The sequence below is a fragment of the Persicobacter diffluens genome, assembly GCF_036244895.1.
GTDB lineage: Bacteria > Bacteroidota > Bacteroidia > Cytophagales > Cyclobacteriaceae > Persicobacter > Persicobacter diffluens.
This window is the reverse complement of the sequence record NZ_BQKE01000002.1, coordinates 270,946-286,211: the sequence shown is the minus strand read 5'-3', so window position 1 is coordinate 286,211 and position 15,266 is coordinate 270,946. Positions and strand designations below refer to the sequence as shown.

General features: G+C 44.7%; 3 protein-coding genes. 1 reads left to right on the top strand and 2 read right to left on the bottom strand.

The genetic code is table 11. From position 1 onward, the window contains the following. Positions 1-245: 245 nt before the first annotated feature. Positions 246-7,100 carry a MopE-related protein gene (locus AAA970_RS27935; RefSeq protein WP_479531370.1) on the bottom strand — a complete coding sequence of 2,285 codons (6,855 nt, stop codon included), beginning with the start codon at positions 7,098-7,100 and terminating at the stop codon, positions 246-248. A gap of 556 nt (positions 7,101-7,656) precedes the next feature. On the opposite strand from AAA970_RS27935, the gene AAA970_RS15875 reads away from it, so the two are divergent. Then, entirely contained in the window at positions 7,657-12,045 is a 4,389-nt protein-coding gene (locus AAA970_RS15875) for a putative metal-binding motif-containing protein (protein WP_338237876.1), read from the top strand. Here the strand turns inward: AAA970_RS15875 and AAA970_RS15870 are convergent. After that, positions 12,040-14,955, bottom strand: coding sequence for a ligand-binding sensor domain-containing protein (locus AAA970_RS15870; RefSeq protein WP_338237875.1), 2,916 nt, complete (start codon positions 14,953-14,955; stop codon positions 12,040-12,042). The two genes, AAA970_RS15875 and AAA970_RS15870, sit on opposite strands and share 6 nt — an antisense overlap. Positions 14,956-15,266: the final 311 nt, after the last annotated feature.

Genomic DNA, 15,266 nt, shown 5'->3' with positions numbered 1-15,266 from the left:
AAGATGGGAAAAATGAAGGAAGTTTTCCTAATGCAGCTTTATCCCCAAAAGCAGGTCAACAAGAAAAAATAAGGTCAAGCCCAGCCCTGATTTTCAAAAATCCTAAAAGCGCAAAAAGCCCCGGAGTTTCCCCCGGAGCTCTCGAATAAATTGGCAAAATTCCAGCACATTGAATACCCCAATTCTCGGCAACAAACAGGGCGCTTCACGTGCTCATCAACTTAAGGGCGTGTAAAAAACACCCTCTAAGGCGAAATAATCCAATCGCGTTGATGCTCATTTTCTTTTCTCCATATTATGATGGAACGCCCATGAAAATTGGAAGGCATCCAGTGCTGATCTCCGACCTCCACTTCCTGATCCATCATTTGGCGGCCTTGAAGGTCAAAAATATTCAGGTGCCCATCCCGCAATATTTCAATCTTAACCCTACGGTCCTGGAAATACCATTTGAAGGCTTTTTTAACCTCCGCCGAAGCAGGTTCTTCGGCAATAAACCGAGCGCCACTATTGACAATGGAAATATTCAAATCTGCTACCGTTCCCACTGTACTGCCAATGAATGGAGTAGCGGAAATGGTATAAGCACCTGTGGATGGAATCCAATTACCAAAGTCACCCTGCTGATTATCCCCATAGAGACAATATGGCGCAAAATTTTCAGTCTGCGTATGTCCATCACTCACGGAGAAACTTACTTTGGTCACTTCCTCATTCGGCACCGCGATGATATTAATCGCCGGATTATTTAAAGCGGCCAGATCAATCACTTCTCCTTCCGTAATGGTTTTCAAAATCACATTTGCGGTGGCATCCACCAGCTGCCAGGCGATAATGGCCGGGCCTGTAGGCTGCACCCCTTCATCCGTCTGCCCATCGCAATCATTATCCAAACCATCGAATACCTCCGTAGCATCAGGGTTCACATTCGCATTCCCATCATCACAATCCGTATTGTCCAGCACGTAACCGGCAGGAGGTGAAGTGAGGGCAGAAACGATAAAATTTTCCGGATCCCCAAAATCATCATTGTCATTATCTGCAAAATAAGTCGTGGTCGGCAGGCCTTCATCAATTTGCCCATCACAATTATTATCCTTCCCATCGGCAATTTCCGTGGCGCCCGGCTTGATATTGAAATCGCTATCATCGCAATCCTCATCATTGCTCACAAAACCATTGGGTGGATCAGGCAATGCCGAAGTGGTCGTATTTCCAGGATCGCCAAATCCGTCATTGTCCGTGTCGGCATAGTAAGTATTCTGGTCGAGCCCCTCATCCACCTGCCCATCACAGTCATTGTCTATGCCATCGGCCAGTTCCGGAGCTCCCGGATAAATGCTGCCCTCCGTATCATCACAGTCCTGACTGTTGGCCACAAAACCTGCAGGTTGCGTACAGGCGGTAGTATTTTGAGCAGGATTTCCGAAGCCATCATTATCCGTATCCGCATACCAAGTAGGCAGTTCTTGGTTCGCATTTGCCACGGTTGGGCAATTATCACAGGCATCTCCTACCCCATCATTGTCCGCATCCGCTTGATTGGCATTTGGAGTGTCCGGACAATTATCATCCGGATTCAAAACGCCGTCATTATCCGAGTCCACCGGGCCGCTTCCACTCAACAAAGTAAAAGTATAGGAAAGCGAGGGTGTCAGTTGCCCATTCACCGTAGCGGTGGCGATTACGGTGTAAGTGCCCGCAGAGGCGTTCCAAATGTTATAATTTCCTCCACTATCTCCATAAAGCGCATAAGGGGCCACTTTCTCGGTTTGGTTTTTACCATTAGACAGCGATAAGGCCACCTGATCTACATTGGTCGGAACCGTCACCGCCTGTATATTCAGCGCCTGTGTGCCCAAATCACCAAAGTAATAGGTGCCACCATCTTGCATCGCCAGAATGACCTGATCAGATTGTGCATTGATCAGATTGAAGCCAATAACGCCCTCGGTATTTCCACCGAAATCCTCATCAATTTCACCGTCGCAGTCATTGTCTAAACCATCGTCCAATTCCGGTGCCCCCGGATAAGACAAGTCGGAATCATCATTACAGTCCGTATTATCGGTAACATAACCTGCCGGTGGCGTAACTAATGCGGATTGAATGGTGTTGGAAGGATCACCAAAACCATCTTCGTCCGTATCTGCGAAATAGGTGTTCACCGCAAAACCTTCATCAACCTCTCCATCACAATTGTTGTCCACCCCATCCGCAACTTCTGTGGCATCCGGATTGATATTTTCATCACTATCATCACAGTCCAATGAGTTTAACACATAACCCTCCGGCGCTGTGGGCAAAGTGGTGATCAAAGTATTTAAAGGATCTCCATAAGTATCGGCGTCGGTATCGGCATAATAAGTGTTGTTACCAAAGCCTTCATCTATTTGCCCATCACAATTATTATCGATACCATCAGCTATTTCCGTCGCATCGGGATTAATTGCTGCATTATCATCATCACAGTCGCTATTATCGGCCACGAATCCAGAAGGAGGCTGATCCTCTCCCGTTTCCAGTATAACATTCGGATTCCCGAATCCATCCTCATCCAGATCTTCATAATAGACAAAGAGATTTTCCGCTATCTTTTCTACCTTCAGAATATTGGATAAGCCCAATGGAATATCATCTACCGACAATGGAGCGACAGCAAAGTAAAACAAACCTTCCTCAGGAGAACTTTCCGTGATATTGACAGTCTTGGTCGCATTTCCACTTCCATTCAAATTGAAATCATCAAAAGCGATCTGACTCAAGCCATTGGCTTCAAAGTCTGCGAAAGTCAAGTCGCCCGGGCTGTCTTCAAACTGACCACCTTCCAGGAGATAAAGTCGAACTTTTCCATTATTGGCCCCTCCACTGATTTGGATAGTGGCCGAGTTGTCGCTGGTCTTCACCATATCCGCTAAGCCCTGAAAGCTGATCGCAGGGACAACAAAATCCGCTGCTGATAACACACAACTCACAGCCCCTGCCAGGGAACCATCTCCGGCAATTTGTCCGGTGTAAGTTCCCGAACTGCTTACTACCCGGAAAGTCGCCCCGATCATTTCCAGTCCGGTAATGGCCCCGGAAAGGTTAGGGCCTGGTGCAGGCAATCCCGCAATAGAACCCGGGTCGACATCTACTCCGAAGACTATTTCTTCTCCACTTTCAAAATCATTAAAATTCACGGTCAGCTGCTGGAAACCACCTACTCCTGCAGGCTTTTGAAAATCATGCGATAGATAGCCCACTGTCGAAGCACCAGCACTTGGGGTAAAATCTTTTTCCGAAGTATCCCCGGCAGTGCCATTGGGATCAAATAGCAGATTGGGGAGTGCCGCAGTAGACAAATCAATCTCAATACTTTGGATTTCAATATTTTGAGAATTATTCTTCAGAACAAAAGCATCATCACTAAAGGTAGTGGCATTGGCGGCATCACTCCCTTTCAAAATTTCCAGCTTCACTATCAATTCATCCGGCTGAGGAGCATTCACTACCCAATCAAAAGTTTGGGATTGGCTTTCATTTCCGCGATCCACCGAAACGGTGACTTCATAGGGGCTACTGTTAGCCGCCCCGGCATTAATGGTTCCGAAAATCAAACCGTTGGTCGGTTCAATTTCCACTCCCGGGGGCAAGCCCTGTGCCCCATAAACAAAATTCATATTGGGGTCGCCTCCACTGGCAGAAAGCGCTAAATTCACCTGGTCTCCTTCTTGATTTTGCTGATCATTTACGGCCTGCAATACCAATGGCGGATTCGATACCGCTCCGGATTTAGCAATCTCGATTCCATTGACCAAAGGATTTTCGATACTTCCATGAGTCAAATCAACCGTCAACAAACCATCCGTAACGGTGACATTGAATTTCAAAACTCCACCCTGTTGATGACCAAAGAGGGTAATCAAATCAATATTGTTTTGAGCCTGACCCTCCACTATAACGTTAAATTTTCTTTGACCAGCTTGCGAAGTACCACTGTAAGCATTTCCTACATAAATACTCGCCACATAATCACCATTGGCTACCGGAAAAGCATACTTCATTTCCGACCCTCCGGAGGCATCCCAGCGCTCATGCGAAAAAATCGCTTGGGGCACTTTGGAGGCATCCACCGAAGGATGCAAATTTCCGATATTCCCCTGATAGGTGGAATTCGACCCTGCGTCTGCTAAATATTGATTCGGACTTGCTTTAGTATCCCCAATCCAGTTCGGACCACCATCTATGGCTGCAACCGTTCCTCCCCCGGCATTCACCCGGAACAGAATCTCAGGCACATCCTCCACCGAAATGGTGAAGGTATCGGAGACTTCATTTTCCTCCAAATCCTTGGCGGTAACCGTAATGCTCGTACTCGCCGCAGTAGTGGGTAGACTGACAATCAAATCATTACCACTTTTATTCAAACCAAACAGATTATTGGTCGTCTGAAAAGTAAATTCCAGGTTATTAAATCCTCCGGTATAAATAAAATATTCAGCTAGATTCAACTGAATAGTGGACGTCCCGATAGATTCTGTAAAATCAGGGAAGGCTTTAGTGAGTTGTACCTGATCTACCTGATCAGCATATTGCACATTCAGAAAGTCCCAATTGGCCGCAAATTCTGCTCCATTCCCGAAGGTAGTCCCAATAAAACCCACACAAAAAGGATTACCATTGGTTTGCATGGCTGTTAAAACAGGGCCGGAGGCGGTTACCGTTCCCACAGAAATTTTCGCTCCCCCATCCAGCGAATAGGAAATTTCCACCTGCCCGTTGGCCGGATTTACTTCCATGAACATGTCCATATATTCATTCAGGTTCCCTTGAAGGCTCCCCTCAAATTCCTCCACTGAGCTGCCATTACTTTCAAATACCACTTGAAAGCCTCCATTATTGATGACAAATTTGATGTAATTATCCTGGTCTCCATTCCCCACATACATCCCTTGAGATTGATAACCCACCGCCGAGAAATCATGAAAAGGCGCCATCATTCGGCTATGACAAATCACCGGATCGGTATTGGCATTCATATTCACCCCATACTGATAGGCTTTCTCCTGATTATTTAGGGAGCCATAAGGGTCCCCGGTGGTCATATACATCGTAATGGCTCCAATCGCCCCACCGTAGATATCATCGATATCCGAATTGGAGGCGGAAGGATCATCCTGCCAATTAAGATAATTATCATTCGTCTTTTCATTATTCATCAGGCCGGTAAGGCCCAGTCCTAAAAAACCACCGAGTTCCAGGTTCTGCGAAAACAATTCATTGATCACCGGAATATTAAAAGGCTGCCCCATTTGCAATGGATCCGAAACATCCGGAATACCGTCCCCATCATCATCCGGGTCGTTCAAATCCGAGATCTTATCCCCATCGAAGTCATTCGGGAAACTACCACCATTACAATGGTCAGTGCCGTTATCAATTTCATCCCCATTGGTAAATCCATCATTATCGCTATCAGCTGATGCGGAATAACCGGACTGTCCGGGCTGTGGACAATCACCTCCGGCATCCCCGTCATAGTCGGCGGGTTCCATCACCACCACCTTATTTTCAAAGGTGGCTACCCAGATCGTTCCGGGGAAAATATCATTATCCCCCTGACAGGTGATGCCCAGCGGATTGCCCCCGGTAGAAAATTTATTTTGCTCCAGAGTCTGAATATCTCCATTGGATTGTAAGATCACCCGATGCAATTTCCCTCCGGATTTTCCTGCTATCAAATTCCCTTGCATGGCCCCGTTAAAATTGCTGGCCGTGTATTCATCGATCCCATTGGTATTATTTTCCCAGGTGGTCAAATCATTATCATCCACCCCGGGATTTCGAAAGTCGCCTTCTACCGGATTCGCCATACTCACTGGCACCGGTGGCCAGTCCGCAGGCAGGGAGGTGCTGGGATTTCCCGTTACCGAGGTGCGAAAAACGCCGGAAGTTCCAAAAGTATACAAGCCTGCTCCAGCTGGATTTGCGCGGATCGGAACAGGATGACCCGCATAGTATGAACCAAAGCTATAATTATCGACACTAGCGGAATTCCCGATACCGGTGATTAAGTGCAAATGGTCCTTATTATTGACAAAGCCAGGTTCATTCGGATCGTAATTGTTATTTACATTAGGAGTGCCTTCATTTACCGGGTAGCCGCCCCATCCGCCATTCGCTCCATTTTCTGTGACATACACCCGCTTATCTTCGGTCACTACCAAATCATAGGCATTTCGGTAACCCGGAGAGAATATTTGCACTGGTCCTCCGGGTACAATTTTGGCCTGATTCAATCCATCATTCCCTCCGAAAGGATCACCCACATCTAGTCCACCACTGTTGGGGCGTGTAGGGTCGTCCACCGTGGGGATATCATAGATATAAGAGGAATTGCCACTACCTTTGATGGACATTTGATTAATCTGGTCCAAATTAATCGACAAGATGGCGGCCGATAAGGCATACTCCGTAATGAGCGCAAAATTATTCGAAGGAGCACCAGCATTGGTATTTCCTCCCTGACAGAGCAGAATATAGTTGGTTCCATTAATATTGACCAGCTCCATTCCATTGGGGGCGTGGTTTTCCTCCGATCTGGGCAAGCCACGAACGATATCCACCTTGGACCAACTGCCACCACTTTTAGTCAAACGCGAGATGGTGCCGGAATTGGTATCCAGATTCAGGTCGCTTCCGCCTCCGCCCCCACCGACTAATGGGTTGGAGGAGGTCACGTAAAGAATGGGATTGGCAGAAGTCCCCCCAACCGTCAGCCCGGTCACTTGCCGATTAGCCGTAGTGGTCGGGTTCCCCTGATCATCATGGTTTTGAATGTTTTTTACCAAATTAATGGTTTCCACCGAGGTCGCCTGATAATTATTGGCGCCATTACGCTGGATGGTGACCACTTTAATGGTACCGAAGCGCTCCCCGACGTACAGTTTCCCATCTGGACCAAACTCAAGGGTGGTCGGAGAAGTAATCCCCAGGCTATTCAAGTCACTCACTCCAAAATTTTGGGCATTGAGTGTTCTAGCTGAAAAGAAACCATTAAGAAAAAGAAATAAGGTTAATATTGGATATCTGACGCTAATGGGTAAGATATGCCGCATAGGAGGTATAGATTTTGGTATTATTTAATCTTAGAACCGATGGGCTTATTCGAGGTTATTTGTTTCGTCACATTCCAATATTTTCAAAATTTATTCTTCCTAAAATAAAATTACGCCCTCCAATTCCTCCTTTTCAGTTCACTAAAAAATGATGAATGGAAGTTTTAAGTAAAATAATATCATTCTCGAAGCCGGGAAGCCCTTATCTCTCAAGCCCTATTCTTCTAAAAGTCTATTCCCATTTTTATATCCCCAGCAGCCCCTGCAGCCATTTTGGTCTAAACATCCTTATTATTCATGCGACTATGGGGTCGGAAATTGCACTAATTAAATTTTAAATTTACTTTATATGTAAATGATTGATATTTAATTAAATCAATCAAACATTTTATACATAATTGGTCATTTTTTGGAAGGATAACATCCTTGCCATCCTCTAATTCATTCAATCAGCAGGATTCTATCAATGTCCATCAGCATGGGAAAACAGTGATAATACCTCCTAGTTTCGGAAATACACAGCCGAATCCCTATGAAAAAATGCCTACTCCTTCTCTTGTTCCTTTTATTTGATCTCACCCTTTCCTTTGCGCAAAATGCCCTATTGGAAATTCATACAGATATTTATAAAAGGAATGCCATCAAAGCCAGTACCTTTTCCGGCGGTGCTTTCAAATTGACGAATGAATCTACCGGCGGTCAAAAAATCACCTCCTTCACTATAGATTTGAGTACTTGCATGATGTTCGGTATGGTCTTCGACCCCACAGGTCAAGCCGGTGATTCGGATGCCAAATCCTTTGAAAACGATGATCCCAATAATTTAGCGGGTCAAACCTCTTTTTCCTTCTCTAAAGGCTCAGCAGCCAATGGCTACTATCAATTAAAAGTGAACTTTAATGATTTCGCCCCGGGAGAGGTTTTTCCCTTTTCAGTTGACGTGGATCCTAAATCTATTAAAGGAGCGAAACCTCCGGGGCCCAATGATACGGGATCGGTTTCAGGATCGGAAATGATTGGCGCTACCCTCACCATTCAGTATTCAGATGGGAGTAGCCAGACTTCGATTTTATTTGGAAAGCAATTTCGATCGGAAGCCTGGGCACAATTTAAGCCCGGGAACAATACCAATGCCAAAATATCGGTGGCCGGAGTAAGCCAAAAAGGATTTGTCAATACGCTAAACCCTACACTCAACTTTTCCGGTAAAGCCAATACTAACTATCAAATTGTAGTTATGGAGGGCGGGCAATATAACACCAGCACCAATAGCCTAAGTTTCGAACCCTTCGAATGCAATACTTATGTGAAGGTGGAAATGATCAATGCCAAAACCAACGGTGTGGGTCAGGGAAGCCATACCATTAATATAAACCCCACCGATCCTGCTACTGATGGATATTATTTCCTTATTGCAGCTGAAAAAGATGGAAACAACCGCCCCATCAAAGCTTCGAATTGGATGATCATAAAATACCAGGCGGGCAGCAGTAAGACTTACTATCAGGATGCTGACAAGGATGGTTTTGGGAATCCGAATAAATCCACTATTGCCAGTAGCCCTCCTACTGGTTATATTCTTGATAATACCGACTGCAATGATGCGAACAAAGACATCAATCCCAACGCCACCGAAATTGCCGACGGCATTGATAATAACTGCGATGGTCAAATCGATGAAGGCATTGCCGATGATGATGGCGACGGCATTCTGAACCCGGTAGACAACTGTCCGACCGTAGCGAATCCTGATCAGAAAATCCCCACCTGGTATGCCGACAGTGATGGCGATGGATTCGGCAATCCCAACCAAAGTCAACAGGCTTGTACAAAGCCCAATGGTTATGTTAGTAATAATACCGACTGCAACGACAACAACAAGAATATCAATCCCAATGCTCCTGAAGCTGCCGATGGTATTGATAATAACTGTAATGGTCAAATCGATGAAGGCATTGCCGATGATGATGGCGACGGCATTCTGAACCCGGTAGACAACTGTCCGACCGTAGCGAATCCTGATCAGAAAATCCCCACCTGGTATGCCGACAGTGATGGCGATGGATTCGGCAATCCCAACCAAAGTCAACAGGCTTGTACAAAGCCCAATGGTTATGTTAGTAATAATACCGACTGCAACGACAACAACAAGAATATCAATCCCAATGCTCCTGAAGCTGCCGATGGTATTGATAATAACTGTAATGGACAAATCGATGAGGGCATTGCCGATGATGATGGCGACGGCATTCTGAACCCGGTTGACAACTGTCCGACCGTACCAAATCCCGATCAGAAAATACCCACCTGGTATGCCGATGCCGATGGTGATGGTTTTGGAAATCCCAACCAAAGTCAGCAGGCTTGTACAAAGCCCAATGGTTATGTTAGTAATAATACCGACTGCAACGACAACAACAAGAATATCAATCCCAATGCTCCTGAAGCTGCCGATGGTATTGATAATAACTGTAATGGACAAATCGATGAAGGCATTGCCGATGATGATGGCGACGGCATCCTGAACCCGGTAGACAACTGTCCAACCGTACCAAACCCGGATCAGAAAATCCCCACCTGGTATGCAGATAGTGATGGCGATGGTTTTGGGAATCCCAACCAAAGTCAGCAGGCCTGTACAAAACCAAATGGATATGTGGCTGATAATACCGACTGTGATGATGCCAACAAAGACATTAATCCCAACGCCACCGAAATTGCCGATGGCATAGATAATAACTGTAATGGACAAATCGATGAAGGAATCGCCGATGATGATGGGGATGGCATTCTGAACCCGGTTGATAACTGCCCCACAGTTCCGAATCCTGATCAGAAAATCCCCACCTGGTATGCGGATAGTGATGGCGATGGATTCGGCAACCCCAACCAAAGTCAGCAGGCTTGTACAAAGCCCAATGGCTATGTCAACAACAATACCGACTGCAACGATAACAACAAGAATATCAACCCCAATGCTCCTGAAATTGCCGACGGTATTGATAATAACTGTAATGGTCAAATCGATGAAGGAATTGCCGATGATGATGGCGACGGCATCCTGAACCCGGTAGACAACTGTCCGACCGTAGCGAATCCCGATCAGAAAATCCCCACTTGGTATGCCGATACCGATGGCGATGGGTTTGGGAACCCGAACCAAAGTCAACAGGCTTGTACAAAACCAAATGGGTATGTGGCCGACAATACCGACTGTGATGATGCCAACAAAGACATCAATCCCAACGCCCCTGAAATTGCCGACGGCATTGATAATAACTGTAATGGACAAATCGATGAAGGCATTGCCGATGATGATGGGGATGGCATACTGAACCCGGTAGACAACTGTCCGACCGTAGCGAATCCCGATCAGAAAATCCCCACCTGGTATGCGGATAGTGATGGCGATGGATTCGGCAACCCCAACCAAAGTCAGCAGGCTTGTACAAAGCCCAATGGCTATGTCAACAACAATACCGACTGCAACGATAACAACAAGAATATCAACCCCAATGCTCCTGAAATTGCCGACGGTATTGATAATAACTGTAATGGACAAATCGATGAAGGAATCGCCGATGATGATGGGGATGGCATTCTGAACCCGAATGACAACTGTCCGACCGTACCAAACCCGGATCAGAAAATCCCGACCTGGTATGCAGATAATGATGGTGATGGTTTTGGAAACCCGAACCAAAGTCAACAGGCTTGTAAAAAACCAAATGGGTATGTGGCCGACAATACCGACTGTGATGATGCCAACAAAGACATTAATCCCAACGCCCCTGAAATTGCCGACGGCATGGATAATAACTGTAATGGTCAAATCGATGAAGGAATCGCCGATGATGATGGGGATGGCATACTGAACCCGGTAGACAACTGTCCGACCGTAGCGAATCCCGATCAGAAAATCCCCAGCTGGTATGCAGATAGTGATGGCGATGGATTCGGCAATCCCAACCAAAGTCAGCAGGCCTGTACAAAACCAAATGGATATGTAGCCGATAATACCGACTGTGATGATGCCAACAAAGACATCAATCCCAATGCCACCGAAATTGCCGATGGCATGGATAATAACTGTAATGGACAAATCGATGAAGGAATTGCTGACGATGATGGCGACGGCATACTGAATCCGATAGACAACTGTCCGACCGTACCGAATCCCGATCAGAAAATTCCGACCTGGTATGCAGATAGTGATGGCGATGGGTTTGGAAATCCCAACCAAAGTCAACAGGCTTGTAAAAAACCAAATGGGTATGTGGCCGACAATACCGACTGTGATGATGCCAACAAAGACATAAATCCCAACGCCCCTGAAATTGCCGATGGCATGGATAATAACTGTAATGGCCTGATTGATGAAGATAGTCAGTCTACTCAACCAAAGTGGCTATCTACCGAGCTATTGGATTTAAGAAGTGGCAACGTCATTTCCAGGTTAAAGAAACTGGACACTCTAAACCGAGCCGATATAGAACATCTGGCTCTAAAAATTAACACCCAAAATGCGGATAGTCTACTCCTATCAATTAATGAAAAGCAACATTACTTTAGTAGTCAGGAACTGATTCTGTTTAAGGATATATTTTCAGACCTTCTGCCAGACTATACCCTTGAAATCGCCCCCTTTAGTCGAAAAAATGAAATTATGACACTGGGAGAACCTAAAAGTCATCAGATTAATTTCACAGAGGAGACCAATGTCCCGGACGTTCCCTTTTCACATCATTGTCAGCAGCAAATCTGGGAACTGGAAATTCTAAGAAGCGGAGACCTGTTTATATATGAAATTAGCGGACATAAAATCACGCAGACCAGCGTAATGGAAGGCGATCGGTTAGACCTTAGAGGGCTAGAACGTAAAGTCTTAATCATTCAGTGGCAAAACAATGGAGAACAATTCCGACAAGTCATTAATAAATTATAAAAAACTATGTAAATAATTTAACAAATCAACCTCTTCTTCCAAACCCAATTTCTTTCTTAAACGATGCCGGGCTACCTTGACGCTATTCAATGAAATACCAAGGGTGATCCCGATCTCTTTGGAAGAAAGATCCATTCGATATAAATAACACAAACGTAAATTATGTTCCGTTAAATCCGGATGTTTGGCCTTAAGTTTTTGGACAAAGTCTCGGTGTACCTCTCCAAAAAGTGCATTGAACTTTTTCCAGTCCTTTTCCATTTCCAAACTGTCATCAATTTCCTGAAGCGCCTTTTTCAACAATGATTTATCCTCTTTTTCCTGTAATTTTAACTTAGACAAATCTATTTTTACCCTTTTTAAAAGTTCATTTTTAGAAATGGTATTCAAGGTATGAGCCGTTAATTCCCGTTCCCGATAATATAACCTTTCCGAGAATTGCTCCTGTAACAGGTGGTGATTCTTTTTTTCGGCGGAAGCTAAGGCCTCGTTCTTGGCTTCCAACTCCTCTTTTTGATGTTGTAGTTCAGAAGTACGTAGCTCTACTTGCTGATTCAAAAATAGTTGTTGTAATCGCCAGCTTCTTTCCTTCCATTTCCAAACAGCAATAGCCGCTATAACGAAAACAATAAAAATTAAAACTTTAAAATATAGCGTCTCATAAAAATGCGGTAGAATCTCGATGATTAAGGAACGCTCTGCTAACAGCACATCTGGTGAATTAATCCGGTAGGCCTGTAATACAAAATTATATTTTCCAGCAGGAGGATCTGTGAACGTCACTGTCCGCTCGTTACCAATCTCATGCCATTTATTGTTAGGCCGGACGTCAAACTTATACCGGTAACCAATCGTACTGGTATTTCCAAAATCAAAACAAGCAAAGGTAAGTGAAAATACATTTTGATCCGGTTCCAAATACACCTCATCGATCATGGAAATATGCCCTTGCTCATCAATATTGGATTGATCCTCATTGAGTAAACGAAACTGGGTAAAGTGTAAGGGCAACTCCCTTTCTTTAGTTCGCACCTGAGCGGGATCAAAAATGACTAATCCATCCGTACCTCCAAAAGCGATTTGCCCGTCGGGGAAAGAAATTTTAGACCCATAAATAAAATTACCAAACCGATGTCCCTGATTGGTTGTAAAAGTTTCAATGCCACCGTTTCGAGGATTAAAACGATGAATGCCTTCATTTGAGGCGACCCAAATAACGCCTTCCTGCCCCTCCACCATAGAGAAAATTTGCAAATTCTCGAATCCGGCAATTGGAATAAACACTTCACGAAATCGATCAAACCGGAAAACACCCCCTCCATAAGTCCCAATCCACAAATTCAAATGCTCATCTTCCAGAATCCCCATAATACCGGGCGTTCTACTTAAGTTTTCCGGAAGAATATAATTATAGAAACGATCCTCTCGCACCGAATATCGACTAAGCCCGCCAAAAGTACCTACCCAAATATCTCCCTTTACATCCTGGGTCAATGCGCGAACTTCATTATTAATCAAACTACTACTATCCCCTTCCTGAGCACAATATACGCTAAATGGTTGATTATCTTTCGCCTGAAAGGCCAAACCGCCTGATGTCCCTAACCACATCCCGCCACGGTTATCAGGTAAAATACACCATATGTTATCATTCTGCAATCCCAAATCGGGCCGGCTAGCAACACTTATATTTTGAATCTGATTGCTTCGCTTATCCCAAATATCAACCCCATTCCTGTAGGTTCCTATCCAATATTTACCATCTTGATGTTTTTCAATAGACAACAAATGATTAGTGGTTAAAGCGCCCTCCGGAAGTTGATCAAAATAGTCCTGATGCGCATCGAAAATATTCATTCCGCCACCATCAGTCGCTAAAAACCAACCATCCGTTTCATCAAAATACATGCCCCGAACATTATTATTAGAAAGCCCATTGGTTAAATGATTGGCGTGAGAAATATGTCGAAAAGGCTGCGCAGGATCGTGCATAAATACCCCTTTTCCGTAAACACCAATCCAAATGCGTCCTACCGGATCCAGGTAAATACTCGTGATCGCTGATTTCGATATATCGAATTTAACAGAGTTTACTACCTGAGGAACCAGAGCGCCTCCCAAATTCATCACTTGTAAACCCTGATTTTCAGTTCCAATCCAAAGTCGTTTTTCCAGATCCACAGCCAGGCTAATAATCGTATTACCTTCCAGACCATCTGCCTTCATAAAGTGCTGCCGATTATTATGATTATATAAATCCAGTGCCCATAAACCATGTCCATTGGTCCCTACCCAGAGTTGATCTCCTTCCGCAGCAATCGCTCGCACATTAAATGCCTCGCCCTTATTCAAAGGAATTGTCTCCAACCTCCTGCCTCCCTGTTGCACCATAAAAAGTCCTTCTTTACTCCCCAACCAAAGCTGCCCCAATCGGTCTTCAAAAAGTACCTGAAAAGCGCCCTCTTGTAATTTTTCCCAATGCCCATTTTGCATCAGCCACAATCCGGCATCAGCAGTGGCCACCCATAAATTCCCATGAACATCCTGCAAAATATCCCGAATATCCGCTCGCTGAAGTTCTTCGATCTCCACCCTCCTGAAAGTATTCGATTTAGACAGATAAATATTCAAACCCGCATGAGTCCCCACCCAGATTTGCCCTTTTTCATCCTCCAAAAGCGCCCGAATCCCATGAAAACTGAGAGAGGAAGGGTCAGAAGCATCAGGTTGATACCCCACAAAATCATAGGCATCAAATTTATTCAGACCCTCCTCGGTTCCAAGCCACAAATACCCCTGGCTGCTTTGCATAATGCAAAACACATCATTTTGAGATAAGCCATCCCATTTCCCCCAATGAATGAAATTAAACTGCTCTATAGCAGCTACAGCAGGCCCAGAAAAAATCATCAGAAAAATAAAAATCCAAAGCCTGCATAAGTTTCCTGTTCTGGAAACCATCATTTGTAATGCACCGGGAAGCCAATATGGGGTAAAATGCAAAATACGCTAAGTTTGAGTTAAAGAAATAAAAATAGCACTTCGCTCAATTTACAAATTTTTCGCTTTTCCGAAAATTCTATTCAAATATTTATTGTACCCCTAAATTATAGTCATATGGCACGATTAAAGCTATATTTATGATTATCTGTACCCCTAAATGAAACGCGAATAAATGGAAGTACCCCTAATTGTACCACTTAGAAATTATGCTTTTATGG

Bases quoted from the DNA above. Each gene is read 5' to 3' on its own strand.
- AAA970_RS27935 (WP_479531370.1), bottom strand. From the start codon at position 7,100: ATGCGGCATATCTTACCCATTAGCGTCAGATATCCAATATTAACCTTA.
- AAA970_RS15870 (WP_338237875.1), bottom strand. From the start codon at position 14,955: ATGATTTTTTCTGGGCCTGCTGTAGCTGCTATAGAGCAGTTTAATTTC.